Origin of the sequence: Vibrio owensii, assembly GCF_002021755.1 — a bacterium.
In the GTDB taxonomy this organism is placed as follows: domain Bacteria; phylum Pseudomonadota; class Gammaproteobacteria; order Enterobacterales; family Vibrionaceae; genus Vibrio; species Vibrio owensii.
In genome coordinates this window covers 2314596-2340161 of the sequence record NZ_CP019959.1, presented here as the reverse complement: position 1 = coordinate 2340161, position 25566 = coordinate 2314596, and the positions used below count along the sequence as shown (strand labels likewise).

Genomic DNA, 25566 nt, shown 5'->3' with positions numbered 1-25566 from the left:
ACTTACTTGTTAAGGGTACCTTATGAATTCAATGAGTTTTCTCATCTCAACCCTATTTGACCTGTACATCATGGTCGTGATTTTGCGTATTTGGTTGCAAGCTGCTCGTGCAGATTTCTACAACCCATTCTCGCAGTTCATCGTCAAAGCAACCCAACCGGTTGTAGGACCGCTGCGCCGCGTGATCCCATCTATCGGCAGCATCGACCTAGCAACGGTACTGTTCGCTTACGTACTTTGTGTGCTTAAGTTTGTTGCGCTGATCCTGATCGCTTCTAGTGGTTCGGTTTCATTCAGCATGGATTTCCTATTCCTAGGCTTATTGTCTCTGATTAAAGCTGCTGGCGGCTTGTTGTTCTGGGTACTACTGATCCGCGCAATCCTAAGCTGGGTTAGCCAAGGTCGCAGCCCTATCGAGTACGTATTCCATCAACTAACTGAACCAATGCTAGCGCCAATCCGTCGCATCATCCCAGCAATGGGTGGCTTCGACTTGAGCGTGCTTGTGCTGTTCATTGGTCTGCAATTTGCTAACTTCCTGATGGGCGACATGATTGGTCCTATCTGGTACCAACTATAATGTCAGAAGCAGTTTGGCATGACGGCGAAGATGTGGTGCTTCGGCTCTACATCCAACCAAAAGCAAGCCGCGACAAGATCGTCGGCTTGCATGGTGAAGAGCTCAAAATTGCCATCACCGCACCGCCTGTCGATGGTAAAGCGAATGCGCACCTTACCAAGTTTTTAGCCAAACAATTTAAAGTTGCTAAAGGTTTGGTTCACATAGAAAAAGGTGAACTGGGACGTCATAAACAAATTCGGATAGAATCCCCAGTACAAATACCAACAGAAATTAAAGCCATCATTTGATGGCTTTTTATTTACGAAATTCGTACCAATAATAAAACGCCCGATTCGAGGAAGTGATAATGAGCAAATGGATTACCGCCCTACTGATCAGCCTGTTGTCTTTACCAAGCATGGCAGGTCAGTTCAAAACCATGAAAGACATCGAGGTCCACTACATCGCGTTCAACTCGACCTTTTTAACCCCAAAGATCGCCCGTAGCTACGACATCAAGCGTAATGGCTACAATGCAGTGCTGAACATCAGTGTGCTCGACAGTGCCTCTTTAGGTAAACCTGCCGTTGAAGCTAAAATCAGTGGTCAGGCGAAGAACCTTATCGGTCAAACGCAAAAGCTCACCTTCCGTGAAGTGAAAGAAGGTGATGCGATTTACTACCTAGCTGAGCTCGGTATTACTAACGAAGAAACTTTTACCTTCGATATTGACGTTAAAGCTGGAAACAAAGGCTCAGGTAAGCTTAAATTCACCCAGAAATTTTATGTCGAAGAGTAATTGGGTTGTGATGATCTAAAAGCTTTTAGAACATCATAACCCCGGAACCAATTTAATCAGGGAGAACACTGCGTTCTCCCTTTATCGCTACAGAAAGAGACGACCATGAAAAAGATAGTGCTAGCAACAGGCAACCAAGGCAAAGTTCGCGAGATGGCAGATTTGCTGTCCGACTTCGGTTTTGAAGTATTGGCGCAAAGTGAATTCAACGTATCTGAAGTAGCAGAAACTGGCACGACTTTCATCGAAAACGCGATCATCAAAGCTCGCCATGCAGCACAAGAAACAGGTCTTCCTGCGATTGCGGACGACTCTGGCTTAGAAGTCGATTTCTTGAGAGGTGCTCCGGGCATTTACTCTGCACGTTACGCAGGTGAAAAAGCCTCTGACCAAGAGAACCTAGAGAAGCTGCTTAAAGCAATGGAAGGCGTACCAGAAGCAGAGCGCACCGCTCGTTTCCACTGCGTATTGGTTTTGATGCGTCACGAGAACGATCCAACCCCTATCGTTTGTCACGGTAAGTGGGAAGGTCGCATTCTAACTGAAGCACACGGTGAAAATGGCTTTGGCTACGACCCAATCTTCTTCGTACCTGAAGGCAACTGCGCGTCTGCCGAACTTGAGCCAGCACGTAAAAAACAACTGTCTCACCGCGGTAAAGCACTCAAATCGTTGTTTGCTCAACTGTCTGAGCAAGTGTCTCAGTAATCTCGAGCGAATTAGACCATGTTAACGCCCCCAGCACTGAGCTTGTATGTACACATCCCGTGGTGTGTACAAAAGTGCCCATATTGCGACTTTAACTCTCACGCGCTTAAAGCCGAGATCCCAGAAGAAGAGTACATCAATGCTCTTCTTGAAGATTTGGATACCGACATTGAGAAATACCGTCTTAACGAAGCGCCACGTCCACTGCATTCAATCTTCATTGGTGGTGGTACGCCGAGTTTGATTTCGGCAGAAGGTATCGAGCGCCTACTTAAGGGCATTGAAGCGCGTATTCCGTTCAAGCCTGAAATCGAAATCACCATGGAAGCTAACCCAGGCACCATTGAAGCTGAGCGTTTTGTTGGCTACCGCAAGGCTGGTGTAACGCGCATCTCTATCGGTGTGCAAAGCTTTGAGCAACAGAAGCTTGAGCGTTTGGGGCGCATTCACGGTCAAGACGAAGCCGTCAATGCCGCTAAGCTGGCGCACCAAATCGGCTTGAATAGCTTTAACCTCGATCTCATGCACGGCTTACCAGATCAAAGCATCGAACAAGCCTTAGCTGATTTGGACAAAGCGATTGAGTTGGCGCCACCGCACCTGTCTTGGTATCAGCTGACCATCGAACCAAATACCATGTTCTACTACAAGCCACCGACTCTGCCAGATGACGATGACTTGTGGGATATCTTCGAACAAGGACATGAGAAACTCGCAGCGGCAGGCTACGTTCAATACGAGATTTCTGGTTACAGCAAGCCGGGCTATCAGTGCCAGCATAACCTGAACTACTGGCGCTTTGGTGACTACCTTGGCATTGGCTGTGGCTCACACGGTAAACTGAGCTTTGCTGATGGCCGCATCGTTCGCACCACTAAGGTCAAGCACCCGCGTGGCTATCTGATGGCATACCAAAACATGGTAAAGCCATATCTGGATAGTGAACAGCTTGTGGCTGATGAAGATCGTCCGTTTGAGTTCTTTATGAACCGTTTCCGCTTAATGGAAGCCTGCCCGAAACAAGACTACATCGATACAACCGGTCTGCCGTTGAGCTCAATTCAAGAGCCTATCGATTGGGCGCTAGAGATGGGTTACCTGAGTGAAACAGAAACTCACTGGCAAATTACCGAGAAAGGTAAGCTGTTCCTCAATGACTTGCTTGAAGCCTTTATGGCGGAAGAGGAATAAGAAAGGGAATCGAGATTCGAGATTCGAGATTCGAGATTCGAGATTCGAGATTCGAGATTCGAGATTCGAGATTCGAGATTCGAGAAAAATGATGGAAGGGTTGGCTTTAGGGTCAACCCTTTTTATTGTAAGAACCTTTCTCGAAGCGAAGCGCTCTACAGGACGAAGTCCGTGCTCGCATCTCGCATCTTTCTTCTAAAAAATCGAACGACCAATACGCTCAGCAAGTAGCTCCAGTGCTTTGGTACCAGCGAGTGAGTTACCAGATGCATCAAGCTCTGGAGACCAAACAGCAATCGTCATTTCACCCGGTACGACAGCGATGATGCCACCACCAACACCTGATTTACCCGGCATACCAACGCGGTAAGCAAATTCACCAGCACCATCGTACAAGCCACAAGTTGCGAGCAATGCATTCAACTGCTTGGTTTGCGTTGGTGATACGACAGGCTTACCCGTTTGCACCGACGTGCCTTTATTGGCTAAGTAGCTAAAGGTCTTCGCCAGATCGACACAGCTCATCTTCAATGCACACGCATGGAAGTAGTTTTGCAGAACGGGGATAACCTCGTTCTCGAAGTTACCAAATGAACGCATCAAGTACGCGATCGCAGCGTTGCGGTCGCCATGCATCATTTCAGAAGCTGCAACTACTTTGTCATAAACGATATGAGTATCACCAGATAGCTGACGAGCAAATTCCAATAGACGCTGACGCGGCGCAGAGAGACGGCTTTGCAGCAAATCAGCAACCACAATAGCTCCAGCGTTAATGAACGGGTTACGTGGAATGCCCTGCTCCATCTCTAGCTGGATCATCGAGTTAAACGCTTGACCTGAAGGCTCTTTACCTACACGACACCAGATCTCTTCTTGCTTGTACAAGCACATTGCCAGAGTCAGGCTCAACGCTTTTGAGATAGACTGAATCGAAAATGACTCTTCTGCATCGCCCGCTTTAATCACTTCACCTTCATTGGTGTATACCGCGATACCCAGTTTGGTGCTGGGTACTTTTGCCAATGCGGGAATGTAGTCGGCGACTTTGCCTTGACCAATTAAAGGGCGAACTTCCGCTAGAATGTCTGTCAAAATTTGCGCTGTAGGTTTCATCTTCTACCTTCTTGTCACAAGAACTCAAATAGCTGAGTTCAGAGGTAAAAAAAGCCAACGCGGACGTTGGCTTTTCCATGGAATTTGTTCGACTCAAGTCGATTATGGTTTTATTGCCACAATGATGTTGCGGTTGATGGATTGATCAACACGGTGAAGATAACCGATGTAAGGCTCTTCTGAAAGTACCTTCCACCCTTGCTCTTCAAATAATGCTGCCACGTCTTTCCACTTCAGGGTGAATTCGTTGAAAGACAGCACCACAGAACCTTGTTTCTTCAACACCACTTTCCATGCAGGCAGAGCCTCTTTTAGAAGCTCCAGTGGGCTGCGGTTCAGCTTGCTGTCTTTGGCATTTTTGCTGCCGTGTTGCACGCCGTAAGGCAAGTCAGACACCATCACATCTACCGAGTTCTTCTTCACAACTTGGTCTGCAATACGCGTATCTGCTGAGTACAGCTTCATCGTTTGAAGATTACCTTTGTTGTAATCGTCTTTGTCTGCTGCTGCCTCGACCACGAAGCCATCTGCCACTTTTTTACCACCAGAAGTGCGCTTTTCTTTGCTCACTTTGTGCTTAAAGCGACCGTTCTTCATGAACTTAACGATGAAGGTTTGGATCTCTTGAACCCATTTCTGGTTGATCTCAACACCCACAACATTCAAGCCGTGGATCAAACCTTCAAACAGTGTTGTACCTTTACCACACATAGGATCCATCAGCGTCAATTGCGCACTGCCCGTGTTGGCAGCACTGACGCCTAGGTTCACCATCAAACGCGTAAACTGCTCGTTTGTTTTACCTGTGTAACGCAGGATCTGACTCATGCTCTCAGGGAAAGTATTGAATGCAGGCGCCTGAATTGGACGTAATAAGCCATCTTCACGCACTTCAAATAGCGCGTAGTAGATAGATGACGCAGCAATCTTGCCAGCCTGTGCTTCACTCAGTTCAGTTTCGCAAGAGAACACAAGTGCAGCAGGCAGACCCACGTCTTTGTTGCCAATTTCAGTTACTTCAACACCTTCCGACGCCAAAATCGCTTTCAGCTCAGAACATGCAATCGTCATTGCGCTATCAAAGTAAATACGGTTATGACCCGGATTCGCTAATATCGCGTAGTGGTACATCTACTGGCTCCTTAAGCAGTACGCTTGAATTTGATATCCCACACACCGTGACCTAGACGGTGACCGCGAGCTTCAAATTTAGTCAGTGGACGTTCTTCTGGACGAGGAATGAAGTCGCCCTCTTCAGCGATGTTTTCGAAACCAGGTGCTTGGTTCATGATTTCAATCATGTGCTCAGCGTAGTTTTCCCAGTCTGTCGCCATGTGGAAGATACCTTCATTAAGGATAAGCTTCTGACGAACCATTTCAGCGAACTCAAGCTGTACGATACGACGCTTGTGGTGACGCTTTTTGTGCCATGGGTCTGGGAAGAACAGTTGTAGCGTTGCTAGGCTGCCATTTGGGATCATGTGTTCGAATACTTCTACCGCATCGTGACACATTACACGTAGGTTCGTGATACCTGCTTCGCGAGCATCTGCAAGACAAGCACCAACGCCTGGACTATGCACTTCGATACCGATGAAGTTTTTCTCTGGCGCGTTCTTTGCCATTTCAACCAATGAAGCACCCATACCAAAACCGATCTCAAGCACTACTGGGTTATCGTTGCCAAACACTTCTTTCCAATCAAGAAGTTCAGCTTTGTAGTCGATACCCATTGTTGGCCAGCACTCGTTCATCGCATTCTCTTGGCCCTTAGTTAGACGACCTTCGCGACGCACGAAACTGCGGATTTTACGGATCATTTTACCGTCTTCGTTGTATTCGTTAGTGGTTACTTCACTCATTGATTTTGCCTGCACATTGATTAATCAAAGCGGGGATTATCCAAAGAATTCACTTAGGTGCAAGTATTTGTTGAGCTATCGGACTATGGCAGCCCAAAAGCAAACAAACCAGACACAATATCCCCACAGTTTATCTGTTGTACTTACACCACAATCTGTGGTGCAATTTTGCTCCTAACCAATAATAGAATACAGAGCAAGTCGTGACACCTTTCGCCAGTGCCATCTTAGAATGGTATGACGCATATGGAAGAAAAGATCTTCCGTGGCAACAAAACAAGACCGCTTATAGTGTCTGGTTGTCTGAAATCATGCTTCAGCAAACTCAGGTCACTACGGTTATCCCTTATTACCAACGCTTTTTGGAGCGCTTCCCGACCGTGGTCGATCTTGCCAATGCTGAGCAAGATGAAGTGCTGCACCTTTGGACCGGCTTGGGTTATTACGCACGTGCTCGTAACCTTCATAAAGCCGCAAAAGAGGTCGCCCATAAATACAATGGTGAGTTTCCTCTAGACCTAGAGCAGATGAATGCCCTACCGGGAATTGGTCGCTCCACCGCCGCTGCGGTTCTGTCGTCTGTCTATAAACAGCCACATGCGATATTAGATGGCAACGTAAAGCGCACACTTTCACGCTGCTTTGCCGTAGATGGATGGCCTGGACAAAAGAAAGTCGAAAACCAATTGTGGGAAATCGCAGAAACGCACACGCCACAAACAGACGTCGACAAGTACAATCAAGCCATGATGGATATGGGTGCCATGATGTGTACCCGCAGCAAGCCTAAATGCACATTGTGTCCAGTCAGCGATCTTTGTGTGGCAAAAAAACAAGGTAATGTGCTTGATTATCCGGGTAAGAAGCCGAAAAAAGACAAACCGGTTAAGCAAACACGTTTCGTTATGCTGCATCACAAAAATGGTGATAGTCACGAAGTGTGGCTAGAACAAAGACCGCAGACAGGTATTTGGGGCGGGCTATTTTGCTTTCCACAAACTGAGCATATTGATGTAGAGAGCGATATTGAATTACTACTGGAACAACGTGGTATTCAAGCCAACGATATTAGACATAAAGAAACTCTGATTACGTTTCGTCATACATTCAGCCATTACCATCTCGATATCACACCGATTTTGATTGACCTGTCAAAGCAACCCAATGTGGTGATGGAAGGTAACAAAGGTCTTTGGTATAACTTATCTAAACCTGAAGAAGTCGGTTTAGCTGCACCAGTAAAACTGCTACTGGAAGCGCTACCCCACGAACTTCGTTAATTAATTGCAAGGAGTCATTATGAGCCGCACTGTTTTTTGTGCTCGACTAAAGAAAGAAGGCGAAGGTCTAGACTTTCAACTTTACCCAGGTGAACTAGGTAAACGCATTTTCGATAACATCTCGAAAGAAGCTTGGGCTCAATGGCAACAGAAACAAACCATGTTGATCAACGAGAAGAAGCTCAACATGATGGATCCAGAGCATCGTAAACAGCTTGAAACAGAAATGGTGAACTTCCTTTTCGAAGGTAAAGAGGTTCACATTGAGGGCTACACGCCACCAAGCGAATAAAGCAAACTTGTTTTAAAACAATGACATCACAACCAAACTTGTGGTGTCATTTTTATATTAGAGACCACAAAGCCATCTCAATAGTTATGAAAAAAATCGCCTTTATCGCTACTGCCCTTTTAATGGCAGGTTGTAGCCGTGAGTTCGTAGAAAAGATTTATGACGTCGATTACGAACCGACCAACCGTTTTGCCAACAATCTAGCAGAACTGCCAGGACAGTTTGAAAAAGACACCGATGCCTTAGATTCACTGATCAGTAGCTTCTCTGGCAACATCAAAAAGCGATGGGGTCAACGCGAAGTTAAAGTCGCGGGTAAAAGCAATTACGTCAAATATATCGATAACTATTTGAGCCGTGCCGAAGTCGATTTCCAAAAAGGTGTGATTACTATCGAGACGGTTTCTCCAACCGAACCACAAAAACACCTCAAGAACGCTATCATCACAACCCTTTTGACACCGGACGATCCAGCCAGTGTCGACCTATTCTCGTCTAAAGAGATCAAACTGGAAGGCCAACCCTTTCTTTACAATCAAGTCGTTGATCAAGACAAAAAGCCCATTCAATGGTCATGGCGCGCAAATCGTTTTGCCGATTACTTGATTGCTAACCAAGTCAAAGCCAAGGATGTCGATTTCAAGAAAGCTTACTACGTTGAAATCCCTATGGTAGAAGACCACTTCTCACAGCGTAGTTACCAATACGCAGACATCGTGCGCCGCGCCTCGAAGAAATACGATATTCCTGAAGATCTGATTTACGCCATCATCAAAACCGAAAGTAGCTTTAACCCATATGCGGTAAGTTGGGCAAATGCGTATGGATTGATGCAGGTTGTACCAAAAACCGCGGGTCGTGATGTATTTAAGCTAGTGAAGAATCGTTCAGGGCAACCAAGTCCCGAGTATTTGTTTAACCCAGAAAACAACATTGATACCGGAACGGCTTACTTTTACATCCTTAAAAACCGTTATTTGAAAGATGTGCAACACCCAACTTCGTTGGAATACAGCATGATTTCTGCTTACAACGGCGGAACTGGTGGTGTTTTGAACACTTTCCACCGCACAGATCGCAAACGTGCGATGCAAGATTTGAATTCTTTGCAACCAAACCAAGTTTATTGGGCGCTAACCAAGAAACATCCGAATGCAGAAGCACGCCGTTACCTAGAAAAAGTTACAAATTTCAAAAAGGAATTTAACGCAGGATAAACTTTTTACCGACAGTTGAATAAAAAGCGTTCGAACAACCACTTTTTTGAAATTATTTAAAAAAAGTGGTTGACGAAAAGCGGGAAAATCCGTTTAATAGCGCTCCGTTGCCCGGATAGCTCAGTCGGTAGAGCAGAGGATTGAAAATCCTCGTGTCGGTGGTTCGATTCCGCCTCCGGGCACCACGATTTAAAATTGTTGGTGCTTAGCACGAACAGTTAAAAAGAAAACGGTACGCCGACTTAGCTCAGTAGGTAGAGCAACTGACTTGTAATCAGTAGGTCACCAGTTCGATTCCGGTAGTCGGCACCATTCTTCTTTTGCCTCGATAGCTCAGTCGGTAGAGCAGAGGATTGAAAATCCTCGTGTCGGTGGTTCGATTCCGCCTCGAGGCACCATATTTGGTGCGCTTGCTTAAAGTAAGACACAAACAGAATAGTTCCTCCTTAGCTCAGTTGGTAGAGCGACGGACTGTTAATCCGCAGGTCACTGGTTCAAGTCCAGTAGGAGGAGCCAAATTCTAGAGTTTCATGTAAATGAGATTCTAAAAAATGAAGAGTTTACTCTTCAAAAAAGAAAACGGTACGCCGACTTAGCTCAGTAGGTAGAGCAACTGACTTGTAATCAGTAGGTCACCAGTTCGATTCCGGTAGTCGGCACCATTCTTCTTTTGCCTCGATAGCTCAGTCGGTAGAGCAGAGGATTGAAAATCCTCGTGTCGGTGGTTCGATTCCGCCTCGAGGCACCATATTTGGTGCACTTGCTTAAAGCAAGACACAAACAGAATAGTTCCTCCTTAGCTCAGTTGGTAGAGCGACGGACTGTTAATCCGCAGGTCACTGGTTCAAGTCCAGTAGGAGGAGCCAAATTAGAAAGCCAAGTCTTCGGACTTGGCTTTTTTCTTATCTGCAATACCAAAACTCTCTCCCCTACTTTCTAATTCCGTCGAATCTTCTCCTTCGACTCCACCGAAAAACATCCCTGTTAACTCTTGGTTGATTTGATAAAAAACACTTATTTCACGCTAAAAATTTAATCCAACTCATAGTTTCAACACGACCGCATAGGCGCTTGTATACAAGTTCAATATGATGAATTTATTATTGCGCCCCCTTATAAGCTATGCATTGCATAGTATGAAATACGTCTCGTGAGCTAACTATGAAATTAAAAACTCAAGCCTATTTATTATCTGCAATCATATTGGTTGCCCTACTTGCTCTTACAGCAACCGGTCTATGGACATTGCGTGTAGCAAGTAACCTTGATAACAAAGCTCGAGTTACTGAGCTATTTAAGAGTGCCTACAGCATTCTGACTGAAGTTGAGCAAATGGCAGTGGAAGGCAAAATGCCCGAAGCTGAAGCCAAAGCGCTGGCTACTCGCCTACTTCGCAACAATATCTACAAAGACAACGAATACGTTTATGTTGCCGATGAGAACATGATGTTCGTTGCTGCCCCACTTGACCCTCAACTGCATGGAACAAGTTTCCACGATTTCCGCGATGGTGATGGCAACAGTGTCGGTCAATTAATTTTAGATGTGCTGGGCCGTAAAACAGGTCAGATCGTTGAATACACTTGGACACAAAAGTTGCCTGACGGCACGATCGAAGAAAAGCACTCTATCGCCGAGAAAACACCGCATTGGAACTGGGTGGTCGGTACTGGTATCGGCTTTAATGAAGTCAATGCACGCTTCTGGTCAACAGCACAATGGCAGCTAGCGCTGTGTCTGGCGATTGCTGGCGCGATTCTAGGTGGCTTGATCATCTCTATCCGTAAGATGCTTAATCTGCTTGGTGGTGAGCCAAATGACGTTAGACAAGCCGTTCAGGCCGTCGCTCAGGGTAATATCCAAACCGGCTTTGAATACACAGCCCCTAAAGACAGCATCTATGGCGCCGTACAAGAGATGAGTCAATCTCTGGCTAAGATGGTAACTAACTTGGATGAATCAATGCATGCATTGCGTTCAGAGCTATCAGCCGTAGAATCTCGCTCTAATTCAATCGTTGATCTAACTATGTCTCAGCAGCAATCGACGGCGATGATCGCAACAGCGATGACAGAAATGGCTTCTTCAGCCAACCATGTTGCAAGTTCGGCAAGTGACACTGCACATAACACCGATGAAGCAGACAAACAGAGCCAACACACGCAATCATTGATCCACAGTACGGTAGATAATATTCAAGGCTTAGCAACTCAGCTAAACACAGCAAGTAAAGCGGTTGCGGATCTTGACCAAGATGTAAACAGCATCGTGAAAGTTCTCGACGTAATCGGCGATATTGCGGAGCAAACTAACCTATTGGCTTTGAATGCCGCCATCGAAGCAGCACGTGCAGGTGAACAAGGCCGAGGCTTTGCGGTAGTAGCAGATGAGGTGCGCAACCTAGCAGGACGCACACAAGACAGCACAAAAGAGATTCAACAGATGATCTCTAACCTTCAAGAAGGTTCGCGCAATGCTATCCATACAATGGAGATCTGTGCCGAAACCAGTGAAAGCACGGTAACTGAGTCTATGAACGCTTCTGAAGCGCTACAACAGATAGTGACAGCACTAGAGTCAATCACAGCGATGAGCCAACAGATCGCAACTGCAGCGGCAGAACAAACTCAAGTGAGTGATGACATCGCACACCGCATCAACCTAATTGAAGAAAGCGGAAGCCAGCTAAATACGGTGGTAACAGAAAGCCAATCAAGCACACAAACATTGGCATCTTTAGCGGATGAACTTGAAGGTTGGGTGAACAAGTTCTCAGTAAAGCACTAGTTTAAAGTCAATTGTTCAATAAAAAGCACGTTTTCAGACGTGCTTTTTTGTTTTTATCGCCTTTATTTTGCGACAGAGCGCCCTACTTTTCTTAAAACAGCGCTTAAAGCATGGTGCATTGCTGCTCAAAATGCATAAAAACAGCCCACTCCGAGCACAAATTCATCAAACGATATTTTATTTTAATTTTATTGTTGACCTGAAAGCCGAAAAGCCTTTTAATACACCTCGTCGCCCGGATAGCTCAGTCGGTAGAGCAGAGGATTGAAAATCCTCGTGTCGGTGGTTCGATTCCGCCTCCGGGCACCACAATTTAAAATTGTTGGTGTCTAACACGAACAATAGAAAGAATAACGGTACGCCGACTTAGCTCAGTAGGTAGAGCAACTGACTTGTAATCAGTAGGTCACCAGTTCGATTCCGGTAGTCGGCACCATTTATTCTTAAACAAGATAATTCCTCCTTAGCTCAGTTGGTAGAGCGACGGACTGTTAATCCGCAGGTCACTGGTTCAAGTCCAGTAGGAGGAGCCATCTTTCAGTTAGTAAGTCGATTACTTATTAACGAAAATGTGCCGACTTAGCTCAGTAGGTAGAGCAACTGACTTGTAATCAGTAGGTCACCAGTTCGATTCCGGTAGTCGGCACCACTTATTAAAATTTGTTCCTCCTTAGCTCAGTTGGTAGAGCGACGGACTGTTAATCCGCAGGTCACTGGTTCAAGTCCAGTAGGAGGAGCCATATTAGAAGAAGCCGCATCACTTGATGCGGCTTTTTTGCATCTGAAGAAAACTCACCGCTCCCCTCTTCATCCAACTTTATCTCAATAAAAAAGCCAGGTGATATACCCAGCTTTCTCTTTTTGTATCGTATCAATGAGTGCCTAAACGGAAGGCTAGCTCAAACCTCCAAGGCAGATGTACTTCGTCTCTAGATACTCATCCATGCCTTGCTTAGCCCCTTCACGACCAATGCCTGATTCTTTGATCCCACCAAACGGTGCCACTTCCGTAGAGATAATTCCTTCATTTACCCCCACCATGCCATATTCCAAACCTTCACTAAATTTGATGATGCGCTTCAAGCTGTCAGTGTAGAAGTAACAAGCTAAACCATATTCTGTGTCGTTCGCCATCGAGAGCACTTGTTCATCATCATCAAAACTGATGACTGGCAAAACCGGGCCAAACAGCTCTTGTTGCACGATCGCCATATTCTGTTCCACATTATCTAAGATAACAGGCCCCATAAAGCGCCCAGAGCGTTTTTGAGGCTGGTTAAGTATAGTTGCCCCTTCTTGTACTGCCTGATCGATCACCGCCTCTAGACGATGCTTAGAAGCCATTGTAATCACAGGACCAAGAGTTGTATTTTCATCAAGGCCATTACCGACCGTTAGGCCCGCTGCTTTATCCAGAAGCTTAGCTAAGAATGCCTCTTTTACGCTCTGATGCACATACAAGCGGTTGGTACACACACAAGTTTGTCCGGCATTACGGAACTTAGAGGCAATTAAGCCATTCGCTGCTGCATCTAAATCTGCATCGTCAAAAACAATAAAAGGTGCGTTACCACCCAATTCCATAGAAGCGGCTTTAACCGTATCACTTGCCTGCTTCATCAAGATCTTGCCGACACGTGTCGAACCCGTGAAAGAGATCTTTTTAATACGCGGATCGGTACTTAATACCAAACCAAACTCTGCCGCTTGCTCAGAAACAACGGTAGACAATAGAGCTTTAGGGATGCCAGCCTGATGAGCAAGCTCCACCACAGCCAGAGCAGTTAAAGGCGTTAATTCAGAAGGTTTAATGATCATCCCACATCCTGCAGCCAGCGCAGGAGCCGCTTTTCGAGTGATCATTGCAATAGGGAAATTCCATGGTGTAATCGCAGCACACACACCAACAGGCTGTTTGATGGTAGAGAGGCGTCTATCTACCGCCGGTGCAGGAATTACCTCACCATAAGCACGTTTAGCCTCTTCTGCGAACCATTCAACAAACGATGCGCCGTATGCGACTTCTCCACGGCTTTCAGCAAGAGGTTTACCTTGTTCTAAGGTAATGATGTTCGCGATGTCTTCCTTATGCTCTACAAGCAATTGGAACCACTTTTTTAGGGAAGAGGAGCGTGCTTTAGCACTGAGTTTTGCCCACTCGACTTGAGCCGATTTACACGCTTCTATTTGCGCATCTAACTCATCCAAAGAGCTAGCCTTTAAGCGAATCAGTTCTTGCTCAGTCGCAGGGTTAATAACGGCAATCCCATCTTGAGAAGACAGGCTTTCGAATAAGACTCTTAGCGTTTCACTTTCTATCTGCTGCATCATTAGGTTGTACTCCCATAAGAACCGTTACTAGGTTAATCCTTCTGACAAATAAGAGTAAAGCAAACAAAGTTTTCTTCAGCGTAAATATGAGAAGTGATTACCCTGTAGGGTTAACCGGTGATACAGAGGAGAGAACACCAACAGAGATAGCTATGATTGAAGAAGGTAACCATTTAATGGGTCATAAGTTTGGTGTCATTGAATGTCCCCATTCTTTGATAGACAAAGCATTAGAGGTCATCTCGAACGTAACCAAATGACAGAGTAGATGTCCAATAAGCGTGGATAAACTGGGGGCGTATATCTGAATAAATAGTTCGGCTTGTAGACTGAGGGCAAAACCTTGAGAGCCTTACTTTCCTATAAACGAAAATCATGTTCCCTAAAACGGTAAAAGCTAGCACGAAGGCTGAATTTCTAAATAAGTGCTGGAGCGGCTGAGCTTAGGCTCAATTGGACTCGCACACGAGCGGGACTCGTTGGTCGCAGACCAAAATAATATCGTAAATACGAAAAAACCCCAGCATTTCTGCTGAGGTCTGGAATAAGTGGCGAGTCGGCGGGGACGCCTAGTTCGGGGTTGCGGGCAACCGGGACTCATTCCCTGAAAGGGAACATTTTTGAGCTTTAAAATGACAAAACCCAGTCCGAAGACTGGGTTTTTAAATAAGTGGCGGAGCGGACGGGACTCGAACCCGCGACCCCCGGCGTGACAGGCCGGTATTCTAACCAACTGAACTACCGCTCCGCACTGGTTAGACATTTAAGTCTAAATTTAAAGCCTGGTGATGTCCTACTCTCACATGGGGAAGCCCCACACTACCATCGGCGCTACTTCGTTTCACTTCTGAGTTCGGAATGGAAGTCAGGTGGGTCCAAAGCGCTATGGTCGCCAAGCAAAATTCTTTACGTTTTGTTTTAAGCTTTAGCATAAAGCGTAAAACAAACAGTAAATGGTGCTGATACCCAGAATCGAACTGGGGACCTCATCCTTACCAAGGATGCGCTCTACCGACTGAGCCATATCAGCACATTATCTGTGTCCATAAGGACTAAAAAAGCCCGCTTTTTCAAACGGGCTCTCTTAACTTTTGTTTTCACCTTCTTAAAAAGGCAAAAACTAAATTTAAAGCCTGGCGATGTCCTACTCTCACATGGGGAAGCCCCACACTACCATCGGCGCTAATTCGTTTCACTTCTGAGTTCGGAATGGAAGTCAGGTGGGTCCAAATCGCTATGGTCGCCAAGCAAATTCTTTAATCTGGAAAACTGATGTTAAGTTCTATTTATACACATTCAATGTTCTTACATTGAGTCCATCAAAACCCCTTGGGTGTTGTATGGTTAAGCCTCACGGGCAATTAGTACAGGTTAGCTCAACGCCTCACAACGCTTACACACCCTGCCTATCAACGTTCTAGTCTCGAACAACCCTTTAGGATACTTAAAGTATCAGGGAAGACTCATCTCAGGGCTCGCTTCCCGCTTAGATGCTTTCAGCGGTTATCGATTCCGAACTTAGCTACCGGGCAATGCGTCTGGCGACACAACCCGAACACCAGAGGTTCGTCCACTCCGGTCCTCTCGTACTAGGAGCAGCCCCCTTCAATCTTCCAACGCCCACGGCAGATAGGGACCGAACTGTCTCACGACGTTCTAAACCCAGCTCGCGTACCACTTTAAATGGCGAACAGCCATACCCTTGGGACCGACTTCAGCCCCAGGATGTGATGAGCCGACATCGAGGTGCCAAACACCGCCGTCGATATGAACTCTTGGGCGGTATCAGCCTGTTATCCCCGGAGTACCTTTTATCCGTTGAGCGATGGCCCTTCCATACAGAACCACCGGATCACTATGACCTGCTTTCGCACCTGCTCGAATTGTCATTCTCGCAGTCAAGCGGGCTTATGCCATTGCACTAACCTCACGATGTCCAACCGTGATTAGCCCACCTTCGTGCTCCTCCGTTACTCTTTGGGAGGAGACCGCCCCAGTCAAACTACCCACCAGGCACTGTCCGCAACCCCGATTAGGGGTCGACGTTAGAACATCAACACTACAAGGGTGGTATTTCAAGGACGGCTCCACAAATACTGGCGTACTTGCTTCAAAGCCTCCCACCTATCCTACACATGTAGGGTCAATGTTCAGTGCCAAGCTGTAGTAAAGGTTCACGGGGTCTTTCCGTCTAGCCGCGGGTACACTGCATCTTCACAGCGATTTCAATTTCACTGAGTCTCGGGTGGAGACAGCGTGGCCATCATTACGCCATTCGTGCAGGTCGGAACTTACCCGACAAGGAATTTCGCTACCTTAGGACCGTTATAGTTACGGCCGCCGTTTACCGGGGCTTCGATCAAGAGCTTCGACCGAAGTCTAACCCCATCAATTAACCTTCCGGCACCGGGCAGGCGTCACACCGTATACGTCATCTTACGATTTTGCACAGTGCTGTGTTTTTAATAAACAGTTGCAGCCACCTGGTATCTGCGACTCTCGTCAGCTCCATCCGCGAGGGACTTCACCATCAAGAGCGTACCTTCTCCCGAAGTTACGGTACCATTTTGCCTAGTTCCTTCACCCGAGTTCTCTCAAGCGCCTTGGTATTCTCTACCCGACCACCTGTGTCGGTTTGGGGTACGATTCCTTACAATCTGAAGCTTAGAGGCTTTTCCTGGAAGCATGGCATCAATGACTTCACTACCGTAGTAGCTCGACGTCGTGTCTCAGCCTTAAGAAGAGCCGGATTTACCTAACTCTTCAGCCTACGCACTTGAACCTGGACAACCGTCGCCAGGCCCACCTAGCCTTCTCCGTCCCCCCATCGCAATTGTAAGAAGTACGGGAATATTAACCCGTTTCCCATCGACTACGCCTTTCGGCCTCGCCTTAGGGGTCGACTTACCCTGCCCCGATTAACGTTGGACAGGAACCCTTGGTCTTCCGGCGAGGAGGTTTTTCACCCCCTTTATCGTTACTCATGTCAGCATTCGCACTTCTGATACGTCCAGCATGCGTTACCACACACCTTCAACCGCTTACAGAACGCTCCCCTACCCAATGCACTAAAGTGCATTGCCGCAGCTTCGGTTTACTACTTAGCCCCGTTACATCTTCCGCGCAGGCCGACTCGACCAGTGAGCTATTACGCTTTCTTTAAATGATGGCTGCTTCTAAGCCAACATCCTGGCTGTCTGAGCCTTCCCACATCGTTTCCCACTTAGTAGTAATTTGGGACCTTAGCTGGCGGTCTGGGTTGTTTCCCTCTCCACGACGGACGTTAGCACCCGCCGTGTGTCTCCCGGATAGTACTTACTGGTATTCGGAGTTTGCAAAGGGTTGGTAAGTCGGGATGACCCCCTAGCCTTAACAGTGCTCTACCCCCAGTAGTATTCGTCCGAGGCGCTACCTAAATAGCTTTCGGGGAGAACCAGCTATCTCCAGGTTTGATTGGCCTTTCACCCCTAGCCACAAGTCATCCGCTAATTTTTCAACATTAGTCGGTTCGGTCCTCCAATTGATGTTACTCAATCTTCAACCTGCCCATGGCTAGATCACCTGGTTTCGGGTCTATATCCAGCGACTGAGTCGCGCAGTTAACACTCGCTTTCGCTACGGCTCCCCTAGATGGTTAACCTTGCCACTGAATATAAGTCGCTGACCCATTATACAAAAGGTACGCAGTCACACCACGAAGGTGCTCCTACTGCTTGTACGTACACGGTTTCAGGTTCTATTTCACTCCCCTCACAGGGGTTCTTTTCGCCTTTCCCTCACGGTACTGGTTCACTATCGGTCAGTCAGTAGTATTTAGCCTTGGAGGATGGTCCCCCCATATTCAGACAGGATATCACGTGTCCCGCCCTACTCGATTTCACTTTATATGCGTTGCCGGTTACGGGGCTATCACCCTGTATCGCACAACTTTCCAGAAGTTTCACCTGACGCATAAAAAGCTTAAGGGCTAGTCCAATTTCGCTCGCCGCTACTTTCGGAATCTCGGTTGATTTCTTTTCCTCGGGGTACTTAGATGTTTCAGTTCCCCCGGTTCGCCTCGCTGCGCTATGTATTCACGCAGCGATACTTGCTTATGCAAGTGGGTTTCCCCATTCGGAAATCCCAGACTCAAATGGTTTTTACTACCTAATCTGGGCTTATCGCAAGTTAATACGTCCTTCATCGCCTCTGACTGCCAAGGCATCCACCGTGTACGCTTAGTCACTTAACCATACAACCCGAAGGAGTTTCGAGTTGATGTCAAATCACCAAAGTTGTCTCTCATTATTTGAATGAGCGAGAGACATTTCGATTTTGCCGGACTCAATTTCGAATAATCACTTAAAAGTGATATTCCCAAGAACACTTGAATGTGTTTTTTGGTGTTTGTCTTAAAGACAAACATTGAGAACTTTACAAACAATCTTAAAGATTGTTTTGTCAGCTTTCCAAATTGTTAAAGAGCTAATCACTTCTTATGAAGTAACCATTTTTAAAGATTCTTTTTCAAGAACACTTAAAGATGGTGGAGCTATGCGGGATCGAACCGCAGACCTCCTGCGTGCAAGGCAGGCGCTCTCCCAGCTGAGCTATAGCCCCATCAAGGTGTCGATACTGTAGCCAATTCCTTGGGAAGGGAATTGGTGGGTCTGAGTGGACTCGAACCACCGACCTCTCGCTTATCAGGCGAACGCTCTAACCACCTGAGCTACAGACCCAGTATCGTCTCTTTTACTTATAAACCGTATCAATCTGTGTGGACACTCATCGTGAATAATCATCGTTTAAGGAGGTGATCCAGCGCCAGGTTCCCCTAGCGCTACCTTGTTACGACTTCACCCCAGTCATGAACCACAAAGTGGTAAGCGTCCTCCCGAAGGTTAAACTACCTACTTCTTTTGCAGCCCACTCCCATGGTGTGACGGGCGGTGTGTACAAGGCCCGGGAACGTATTCACCGTGGCATTCTGATCCACGATTACTAGCGATTCCGACTTCATGGAGTCGAGTTGCAGACTCCAATCCGGACTACGACGCACTTTTTGGGATTCGCTCACTATCGCTAGCTTGCTGCCCTCTGTATGCGCCATTGTAGCACGTGTGTAGCCCTACTCGTAAGGGCCATGATGACTTGACGTCGTCCCCACCTTCCTCCGGTTTATCACCGGCAGTCTCCCTGGAGTTCCCGACATTACTCGCTGGCAAACAAGGATAAGGGTTGCGCTCGTTGCGGGACTTAACCCAACATTTCACAACACGAGCTGACGACAGCCATGCAGCACCTGTCTCAGAGTTCCCGAAGGCACCAATCCATCTCTGGAAAGTTCTCTGGATGTCAAGAGTAGGTAAGGTTCTTCGCGTTGCATCGAATTAAACCACATGCTCCACCGCTTGTGCGGGCCCCCGTCAATTCATTTGAGTTTTAATCTTGCGACCGTACTCCCCAGGCGGTCTACTTAACGCGTTAGCTCCGAAAGCCACGGCTCAAGGCCACAACCTCCAAGTAGACATCGTTTACGGCGTGGACTACCAGGGTATCTAATCCTGTTTGCTCCCCACGCTTTCGCATCTGAGTGTCAGTATCTGTCCAGGGGGCCGCCTTCGCCACCGGTATTCCTTCAGATCTCTACGCATTTCACCGCTACACCTGAAATTCTACCCCCTCTACAGTACTCTAGTCTGCCAGTTTCAAATGCTATTCCGAGGTTGAGCCCCGGGCTTTCACATCTGACTTAACAAACCACCTGCATGCGCTTTACGCCCAGTAATTCCGATTAACGCTCGCACCCTCCGTATTACCGCGGCTGCTGGCACGGAGTTAGCCGGTGCTTCTTCTGTCGCTAACGTCAAATGATAGTGCTATTAACACTACCACCTTCCTCACGACTGAAAGTGCTTTACAACCCGAAGGCCTTCTTCACACACGCGGCATGGCTGCATCAGGCTTGCGCCCATTGTGCAATATTCCCCACTGCTGCCTCCCGTAGGAGTCTGGACCGTGTCTCAGTTCCAGTGTGGCTGATCATCCTCTCAGACCAGCTAGGGATCGTCGCCTTGGTGAGCCATTACCTCACCAACTAGCTAATCCCACCTAGGCATATCCTGACGCGAGAGGCCCGAAGGTCCCCCTCTTTGGCCCGTAGGCATTATGCGGTATTAGCCATCGTTTCCAATGGTTATCCCCCACATCAGGGCAATTTCCTAGGCATTACTCACCCGTCCGCCGCTCGACGCCGTTATCGTCCCCCGAAGGTTCAGATAACTCGTTTCCGCTCGACTTGCATGTGTTAGGCCTGCCGCCAGCGTTCAATCTGAGCCATGATCAAACTCTTCAATTTAAGATTTTGTTCGGCTCAATGAATACTGAACATTACATAAGTAATGTTTGAATTGACTGTGCTGAGTCTTTCGACTCAATGGTCACTTCGTTTCATTGAAACCTAATTTGATACCGAGGTATCTAATTGGATTATCATCAACGAGTGCCCACACAGATTGATAGGTCTATATTGTTAAAGAGCTTGCTTATCAAGAAGTTTTTCTCTCAAAGCGGAGGTGCATTCTAGCGAGATAATTGAGAGTGTCAAACACTTTTTTCAACTAATTTTCGTAGAAGCTTTTCACCTCTTCGACCCTGCTGAAGCCTTGTGGCGTCTGCCGTGTCGATGGATGCGCATTATAGGGAGAAGATTTTCTTTGGCAAGACTAAAAATGCATTTTTTCTAAAAAAACATGCCAAGCGAACACTTTCCATCCAACCTTAAAATTACCCAGAAATAACACTCAGGATCTCTACAATTTACCCACAAAAAGCTGTGGATAACTATTCGTCGCTATCAAAGAAGTAGGAAATGCGTGAGCGCGGATTAAGATACTCTTTGATTTTTTCCGGCAATTTAGACGGGTGAATCGCATTAACTATCTTTATATCCTTAGATGCAAGGTCAATGATTGGCGCTTGCGTTCTTGGAACAGCAGGATCATAGACCAGTACATTCGGGAACAATAGGTGAGATGCGTTCACTGAGATAACCAAGCCCACCATATTGTTAGAAAGCTGAACTACCGTCCCTGGAGGGAATACGCCCATAAACTTAATTAAGATATTAAGGTTCTCTTCTTTATATAGGTGCTTGCAGTTCTTATATAAGTGGGAAAGTGCTGTATATGGAATTTTCTGTTCAGAAGCGATTGGGGTATGACACAGATTGTCAAAAGCATTAGCAACAATAATCACCTGTGCGAGCTCATCAATCTCATCCCCCTTCAAACCCTCAGGGTAGCCAGAGCCGTCGCGTAGTTCATGATGTTGAGCGATCACGGTTTTTGCGCTTTCAGGAAAATCTTCAATCTGGTTAGCCATATCTAGGCCGTACTTGGTGTGCAGCTTTAGATAGTTGCTTTCGGGCTCACTCAGTGGCGTTTGCTTCCTTAATATAGCGGTTGGGATTTTGATCTTGCCCATGTCATGAAACAAAGCAGCAAACGAAAGTGCTTTAAGTTGCTCGGCAGAATAACCTTTCGCTCGCCCAATCATCATCGCAATAACGGCAACGTTAAGAGAGTGGAAGTAGATATCTTCGAACTCGTTCTTACCGTTCATTAAGTGCAAAGTAACATTGTCATCGCACATTAACTTCTCAACGATGTCGTCGATCAGTTGCTTCGCTTCCCCTACCGCATCTGCGGGACGGTTACGAATTTTCGTCATCACAGAACGCATTCGAGCGAGTGATCGTTCAAATTCTTTTTCACATTGAATAACGCGACGACGATAAGCGCTCAGCTTTTCAATTCGTTTTTGCTTCTCTTGCCATAATTTTTGAGCCTCAAGATCTAAGGCATCGTCTTTCTTTACTTCGGCTTGAGGCTGATTAGCAGGAAGGGGAGATGCATCGCTTTGTTCCGGATTAAAGTACACAAACTTCACGCCAAGGTGGCGAATCATCTCCACTTGTTCTTGGTCTTTAATCTTGAAGCTATTGAGTAGGAATGGGTGATCGTTCCACTTTAGCGGAAGACGGATATGTAACCCGGGCTGAATACGATCCACTGTAAGTTTAATTGCTGCCACTGTTCCACTGCTGATAAGACTTTATTGATAAGCCTCTAATACTAGTAGATTTTGTAAATGAATTCATCAATAAGGGGGATGAATGAAGCTTCTCTGTGCATGTCATCAACAAACTCGCACAGAGAGTAATAAAGAAGGGTTAGAAAAGAGTTCGATCCGCTTTGCGTAGTTTTAACTCCGCTTCAAATACCGGCTTGGTGTGTGATTGCTGATCTTTGATTAACCCCATTAACGTTTGAACTGCCACTCTAGCCATCTCGCTGATTGGGAAGTGTACTGCAGACACCGTTGGATATAAGCTTTCACACAAATCCACACTATCAAAACTCACCAATGAAATTTGTTCCGGCACAGGGATACGCTTTTCATGCAAAAACTGCATCGCTCCGACCGTCATCTCTTCACTACATGAAAACACAGCCGTCACTTCAGGATGGCGATGATAAATAGCGGCCATTGCATCATAACCACTTTGGCGTCCGTAATTGCCTTCTTCACACCAGCTTTCGTCTACATTAATGCCAGCCGTTTTCATTGCATCCACATAGCCGAGTTTTCGCAATAAACTGTTATGACGTTGAGAAGGACCGCTGATACAAGCGATATGTCTATGACCACCAGCAATTAAATGTTCAACGGCAATTCGACTGGCGTGATGATGGTTGAAGGTGACGCAACGTTCTTCTATGCCTTCGACATAACGATCAAGTAACACAAACGGCGTTGGCAACTTGGCAAGTTCTCGTAAATCATCATCAGATAGATAGCGGCTATGAAGCACGTAACCATCACACCGCAGATCATTAAAACGCTGAATGGCTTCCTTTTCCCCTTCTGCCGAATGGTGCCCTTGCGCTGTAATTAGGAACTTCTTATGCATGTCCAATTCGGTCTGCACTTGCTCCATCATCTCACCAAAGAATCCACCGGTATAGTACGTCACCAACAAACCAACCATGTTGCTAGATGAAGTTGCAAGCGAACGGGCAATAGCACTAGGGCGGTAGTTAAGTTCAGCCATCGCAGCTTCAACTTTTTTCTTTGTTTCTTCTCTGAACTTTCCCTCTCCATTAATAATGCGAGAAACGGTAGAGCGGTTTACTCCCGCAAGTTCAGCGACATCTTTAATCCTTGCCATCGTGCTTATTCAATCCAACTGCTTTTTGTTAATGGAGACAATACCAGAAAGTGACTGCCAGCAAATCGTAAGGTGTGTAGGGGGGGCGATGCTGGCAGCCTTAATCATACACTGGCAAATTTACGAGTAGAAATGAGAGTCGAATAATCCGTGATGCTCATACCGTGCTCAGCCAGCTCTTGCTTTAATATTGGAGAGGTCAGCACCTGAAGTTCTAACTCTCGCTGCAGAGCGTAGCCGCTAATAGACAATAAGTGTTGATCGACATCAGCAGGGTGACACATCACTTCAACCACATCATATTGAGACTTGAGACTTTTTAGATGCGCCATAACACCATCTAAACTCACCCCCTGATCATAGAACTCATCGGTAAAATGATACGTGGTATCACAGTCGATATGACACAAACCGCTACCACGCAACGGTACTCGATACAGCTCAGCCACTCTTCGAATCACTGGCAATAATTGAGGGTGAGTATGAGCATGATGATGACTATCTATATGGCTAAGCGGTAATCCCAACGAAAGAAAGCGCTCAACTTGAGCAACGGCTTCTTGGTAAACCGCCTCTTCTTGGAAATCACGCTTCTTCCACAACTCATTAAAACGAACAAACTGCTCCCCACCACTAGTAAGATTTGGATGGCCAGTTAAAGGAACCCCAGCGGTAAAACGAAGGTGGACGCCAATTTTTAAGTTCGGATTCTGATTCGCTAACTCAACAGCGTGTTGCTCTGCGTCCATACCCATCATCATGGTTGTCGATAGAACAACACCCTGTTGATGCGCTTTGATAATGCCGTTGTTTACACCTTGAGTTAAACCAAAATCATCTGCGTTAAAAATCACTTTCATTCGCGATGTTCCTCGAGTTACAAAGTCGTCAGTTTAAACTGCGGCAGGTATGGCGCATTCACTTCCAATATTTCATCTAAGATGGATTTCGCACGACCAATGTCTGGAACCAACGGGTTGTTAGTTAATGCCATTAAGGCTTTGTCATAACTCCCCTCAACCGCCGCTTCTATTGCGAGTTGTTCATAGGCTTTTACTTGATGAAGCAATCCACTGATATTGGTAGATAAATTACCAACAGCCAGAGGTTTTGCCCCCCAACTTCCGATAACGGCACTGCATTCAATAACGGCATCATCAGCTAAGCCATTGATTGCACCATTATTTAGCACATTAACAACGTGAATACTGTTACGATTGTTGTAAATCGAATCCACAAGATTTAAAGAAGCATCAGAGTAATAAGCGCCACCTCTCTCTTCTAATTCCTTAGGTTTGTGGTCTAAATTTGGATCTTGGTAAAGTTTGAAGAGTGCACTTTCTGTTTCCATCACCTGTTCAGCACGTGTCCCCTGCTCCCCTGCACTTTGCTTTTCTTCTGCTAACATCGCGTCGGTTTGATAGAAGTAACGATGATAAGGACATGGTATTGCGCCTAACGCTTTTAGAAATGCAGGATCCCATGGTTCTTCCCAAATGTTCTTCATACTGAAATTGGCACCGTCACCGACTTTCTCTAGTACCGTTTGAGTAATGTCTTCGCCTTTCAGCCAAGCTTTTAGCACCCAAACAAGATGGTTCAAGCCTGCAAACTCGAGTTGAAGCTCCTTCGGCTCACACTCCATCATTTCAGCTATCATCATCTCCATCGAGACAGGGACATTGCACAAACCAATACTCTTAACCTTAGAATACTTGCTCACCGCTTCAGAGACTAAACCTGCTGGATTGGTAAAATTCAGCATCCAAGCATTTGGCGCAAGCTCCTCAATATCTTTACAAATATCCAGAATCACGGGAATAGTTCGTAATGCTTTTGCAAATCCACCAGGGCCTGTTGTTTCTTGACCGATGACATCGTACTTAATTGGAATACGCTCATCGTTAGCTCGTGCAGCTAAACCACCGACTCGGAATTGAGTCATAACAAAATCAGCACCTTTGATCCCCTCACGTCGGTCAAATCCAGCTTTGATTTCAATATCTGCACCAGCTTTATCCACCATACGCTGAGCTAAGCCCTTGATGATCTCTAGCTTCTCAGCGCCTGCTTCAATATCCACAAAGTGCATCTGTTTGACTGGCAAAAACTCCAAGCGTTTGATCACCCCTTCTACCAGTTCCGGTGTATAGCTGCTGCCGCCACCAATAATGGCAAGCTTGATTGCATCTCTTGGCATAATGGTTTCC

Annotated in this window: 17 protein-coding genes, 16 tRNA genes and 4 rRNA genes; 21 read left to right on the top strand and 16 right to left on the bottom strand. The window is 46.4% G+C overall.

From position 1 onward, the window contains the following. Positions 1–22: 22 nt before the first annotated feature. The 5 genes from A9237_RS10765 to hemW all read left to right on the top strand — a co-directional run bounded on the left by A9237_RS10765 (position 23) and on the right by hemW (position 3260). The gene (locus A9237_RS10765) at positions 23–580 is read left to right on the top strand and encodes a YggT family protein (protein ID WP_005425806.1); all 558 of its coding nucleotides are present in this window, start codon (positions 23–25) and stop codon (positions 578–580) included. After that, a complete protein-coding gene (gene yggU, locus A9237_RS10760; protein WP_005425805.1) occupies positions 580–870 on the top strand; it encodes a DUF167 family protein YggU in 291 nt (96 codons plus the stop codon). The genes A9237_RS10765 and yggU overlap by 1 nt, the downstream gene beginning before the upstream one ends. Before the next feature lie 59 nt (positions 871–929). Next, positions 930–1361, top strand: a complete 432-nt coding sequence (locus A9237_RS10755; RefSeq protein WP_005425804.1) for a DUF4426 domain-containing protein — start codon at positions 930–932, stop codon at positions 1359–1361. A 105-nt stretch (positions 1362–1466) separates the two neighbouring features. Next, positions 1467–2069, top strand: coding sequence for an XTP/dITP diphosphatase (locus A9237_RS10750; RefSeq protein ID WP_078608164.1), 603 nt, complete (start codon positions 1467–1469; stop codon positions 2067–2069). An 18-nt stretch (positions 2070–2087) separates the two neighbouring features. After that, a complete protein-coding gene (gene hemW / locus A9237_RS10745) occupies positions 2088–3260 on the top strand; it encodes a radical SAM family heme chaperone HemW (RefSeq protein WP_078608163.1) in 1173 nt (390 codons plus the stop codon). Positions 3261–3455: 195 nt separating this feature from the next. On the opposite strand, the gene glsB is transcribed toward hemW, so the two are convergent. From glsB to trmB, 3 genes are all read right to left on the bottom strand, one after another. After that, on the bottom strand, positions 3456–4376 hold the full coding sequence (gene glsB / locus A9237_RS10740) for a glutaminase B (protein WP_078608162.1): 921 nt from the start codon (positions 4374–4376) through the stop codon (positions 3456–3458). Positions 4377–4478: 102 nt separating this feature from the next. Beyond that, the gene (locus tag A9237_RS10735) at positions 4479–5507 is read right to left on the bottom strand and encodes a TRM11 family SAM-dependent methyltransferase (RefSeq protein ID WP_005425798.1); all 1029 of its coding nucleotides are present in this window, start codon (positions 5505–5507) and stop codon (positions 4479–4481) included. A gap of 11 nt (positions 5508–5518) precedes the next feature. Next, positions 5519–6238 carry a tRNA (guanosine(46)-N7)-methyltransferase TrmB gene (gene trmB / locus A9237_RS10730; RefSeq protein ID WP_005449665.1) on the bottom strand — a complete coding sequence of 240 codons (720 nt, stop codon included), beginning with the start codon at positions 6236–6238 and terminating at the stop codon, positions 5519–5521. A gap of 203 nt (positions 6239–6441) precedes the next feature. On the opposite strand from trmB, the gene mutY reads away from it, so the two are divergent. The 16 genes from mutY (at position 6442) to A9237_RS10650 (ending at position 12554) form a co-directional block, all read left to right on the top strand. Next, the gene (gene mutY / locus A9237_RS10725; protein ID WP_078608161.1) at positions 6442–7518 is read left to right on the top strand and encodes an A/G-specific adenine glycosylase; all 1077 of its coding nucleotides are present in this window, start codon (positions 6442–6444) and stop codon (positions 7516–7518) included. 19 nt (positions 7519–7537) lie between these two features. Next, complete coding sequence (locus A9237_RS10720; protein WP_005436530.1) at positions 7538–7810, top strand: oxidative damage protection protein; 273 nt, start codon at positions 7538–7540, stop codon at positions 7808–7810. 86 nt (positions 7811–7896) lie between these two features. Beyond that, a complete protein-coding gene (gene mltC, locus A9237_RS10715; RefSeq protein ID WP_078608160.1) occupies positions 7897–9027 on the top strand; it encodes a membrane-bound lytic murein transglycosylase MltC in 1131 nt (376 codons plus the stop codon). A 109-nt stretch (positions 9028–9136) separates the two neighbouring features. Beyond that, positions 9137–9212 (top strand) — tRNA-Phe (locus A9237_RS10710). Positions 9213–9263: 51 nt separating this feature from the next. After that, a tRNA-Thr gene (locus A9237_RS10705) sits at positions 9264–9339 on the top strand. A 10-nt stretch (positions 9340–9349) separates the two neighbouring features. Then, positions 9350–9425: transfer RNA gene (locus A9237_RS10700), tRNA-Phe, on the top strand. A 42-nt stretch (positions 9426–9467) separates the two neighbouring features. Next, a tRNA-Asn gene (locus A9237_RS10695) sits at positions 9468–9543 on the top strand. 70 nt (positions 9544–9613) lie between these two features. Continuing rightward, a tRNA-Thr gene (locus A9237_RS10690) sits at positions 9614–9689 on the top strand. Positions 9690–9699: 10 nt separating this feature from the next. After that, a tRNA-Phe gene (locus A9237_RS10685) sits at positions 9700–9775 on the top strand. A 42-nt stretch (positions 9776–9817) separates the two neighbouring features. Then, positions 9818–9893: transfer RNA gene (locus A9237_RS10680), tRNA-Asn, on the top strand. Between the two features lie 295 nt (positions 9894–10188). Next, a complete protein-coding gene (locus A9237_RS10675) occupies positions 10189–11814 on the top strand; it encodes a methyl-accepting chemotaxis protein (RefSeq protein ID WP_078608159.1) in 1626 nt (541 codons plus the stop codon). Positions 11815–12047: 233 nt separating this feature from the next. Further along, positions 12048–12123: transfer RNA gene (locus A9237_RS10670), tRNA-Phe, on the top strand. A gap of 51 nt (positions 12124–12174) precedes the next feature. Beyond that, positions 12175–12250: transfer RNA gene (locus A9237_RS10665), tRNA-Thr, on the top strand. Positions 12251–12271: 21 nt separating this feature from the next. Beyond that, a tRNA-Asn gene (locus A9237_RS10660) sits at positions 12272–12347 on the top strand. A 40-nt stretch (positions 12348–12387) separates the two neighbouring features. Then, positions 12388–12463 (top strand) — tRNA-Thr (locus tag A9237_RS10655). A gap of 15 nt (positions 12464–12478) precedes the next feature. Continuing rightward, positions 12479–12554, top strand: a tRNA-Asn gene (locus A9237_RS10650). 154 nt (positions 12555–12708) lie between these two features. On the opposite strand, the gene A9237_RS10645 is transcribed toward A9237_RS10650, so the two are convergent. The 13 genes from A9237_RS10645 to A9237_RS10580 form a co-directional block, all read right to left on the bottom strand. Beyond that, complete coding sequence (locus A9237_RS10645) at positions 12709–14145, bottom strand: NAD-dependent succinate-semialdehyde dehydrogenase (protein ID WP_078608158.1); 1437 nt, start codon at positions 14143–14145, stop codon at positions 12709–12711. Between the two features lie 671 nt (positions 14146–14816). Further along, positions 14817–14893, bottom strand: a tRNA-Asp gene (locus A9237_RS10640). Between the two features lie 32 nt (positions 14894–14925). Further along, positions 14926–15042, bottom strand: a 5S ribosomal RNA gene (gene rrf / locus A9237_RS10635). A gap of 57 nt (positions 15043–15099) precedes the next feature. Beyond that, positions 15100–15175, bottom strand: a tRNA-Thr gene (locus A9237_RS10630). Positions 15176–15276: 101 nt separating this feature from the next. Next, a 5S ribosomal RNA gene (gene rrf / locus A9237_RS10625) occupies positions 15277–15393 on the bottom strand. 92 nt (positions 15394–15485) lie between these two features. Then, a 23S ribosomal RNA gene (locus A9237_RS10620) occupies positions 15486–18376 on the bottom strand. A gap of 292 nt (positions 18377–18668) precedes the next feature. Continuing rightward, positions 18669–18744: transfer RNA gene (locus tag A9237_RS10615), tRNA-Ala, on the bottom strand. Between the two features lie 42 nt (positions 18745–18786). Beyond that, positions 18787–18863 (bottom strand) — tRNA-Ile (locus A9237_RS10610). Positions 18864–18930: 67 nt separating this feature from the next. Further along, a 16S ribosomal RNA gene (locus tag A9237_RS10605) occupies positions 18931–20482 on the bottom strand. Together the 16S, 23S and 5S rRNA genes with 4 tRNA genes alongside form the textbook arrangement of a ribosomal RNA operon. A 485-nt stretch (positions 20483–20967) precedes the next feature. Next, positions 20968–22218, bottom strand: coding sequence for an HD-GYP domain-containing protein (locus A9237_RS10595; RefSeq protein WP_005441964.1), 1251 nt, complete (start codon positions 22216–22218; stop codon positions 20968–20970). A 139-nt stretch (positions 22219–22357) separates the two neighbouring features. Next, the gene (locus A9237_RS10590) at positions 22358–23356 is read right to left on the bottom strand and encodes a LacI family DNA-binding transcriptional regulator (RefSeq protein ID WP_078608157.1); all 999 of its coding nucleotides are present in this window, start codon (positions 23354–23356) and stop codon (positions 22358–22360) included. A gap of 104 nt (positions 23357–23460) precedes the next feature. Continuing rightward, positions 23461–24216 carry a chitin disaccharide deacetylase gene (gene chbG, locus A9237_RS10585; RefSeq protein ID WP_078608156.1) on the bottom strand — a complete coding sequence of 252 codons (756 nt, stop codon included), beginning with the start codon at positions 24214–24216 and terminating at the stop codon, positions 23461–23463. Between the two features lie 17 nt (positions 24217–24233). Next, positions 24234–25556 (bottom strand): 6-phospho-beta-glucosidase, encoded by a 1323-nt coding sequence (locus A9237_RS10580; protein WP_078608155.1) that lies wholly within the window; start codon positions 25554–25556, stop codon positions 24234–24236. Positions 25557–25566 lie beyond the last annotated feature (10 nt).

Coding starts and splice junctions, on each gene's coding strand:
- mltC (WP_078608160.1), top strand. CDS start 7,897: ATGAAAAAAATCGCCTTTATCGCTACTGCCCTTTTAATGGCAGGTTGT.
- A9237_RS10720 (WP_005436530.1), top strand. CDS start 7,538: ATGAGCCGCACTGTTTTTTGTGCTCGACTAAAGAAAGAAGGCGAAGGT.
- glsB (WP_078608162.1), bottom strand. CDS start 4,376: ATGAAACCTACAGCGCAAATTTTGACAGACATTCTAGCGGAAGTTCGC.
- yggU (WP_005425805.1), top strand. CDS start 580: ATGTCAGAAGCAGTTTGGCATGACGGCGAAGATGTGGTGCTTCGGCTC.
- A9237_RS10580 (WP_078608155.1), bottom strand. CDS start 25,556: ATGCCAAGAGATGCAATCAAGCTTGCCATTATTGGTGGCGGCAGCAGC.
- A9237_RS10755 (WP_005425804.1), top strand. CDS start 930: ATGAGCAAATGGATTACCGCCCTACTGATCAGCCTGTTGTCTTTACCA.
- chbG (WP_078608156.1), bottom strand. CDS start 24,216: ATGAAAGTGATTTTTAACGCAGATGATTTTGGTTTAACTCAAGGTGTA.
- A9237_RS10750 (WP_078608164.1), top strand. CDS start 1,467: ATGAAAAAGATAGTGCTAGCAACAGGCAACCAAGGCAAAGTTCGCGAG.
- A9237_RS10735 (WP_005425798.1), bottom strand. CDS start 5,507: ATGTACCACTACGCGATATTAGCGAATCCGGGTCATAACCGTATTTAC.
- hemW (WP_078608163.1), top strand. CDS start 2,088: ATGTTAACGCCCCCAGCACTGAGCTTGTATGTACACATCCCGTGGTGT.
- A9237_RS10765 (WP_005425806.1), top strand. CDS start 23: ATGAATTCAATGAGTTTTCTCATCTCAACCCTATTTGACCTGTACATC.
- trmB (WP_005449665.1), bottom strand. CDS start 6,238: ATGAGTGAAGTAACCACTAACGAATACAACGAAGACGGTAAAATGATC.
- A9237_RS10645 (WP_078608158.1), bottom strand. CDS start 14,145: ATGATGCAGCAGATAGAAAGTGAAACGCTAAGAGTCTTATTCGAAAGC.
- A9237_RS10675 (WP_078608159.1), top strand. CDS start 10,189: ATGAAATTAAAAACTCAAGCCTATTTATTATCTGCAATCATATTGGTT.
- A9237_RS10590 (WP_078608157.1), bottom strand. CDS start 23,356: ATGGCAAGGATTAAAGATGTCGCTGAACTTGCGGGAGTAAACCGCTCT.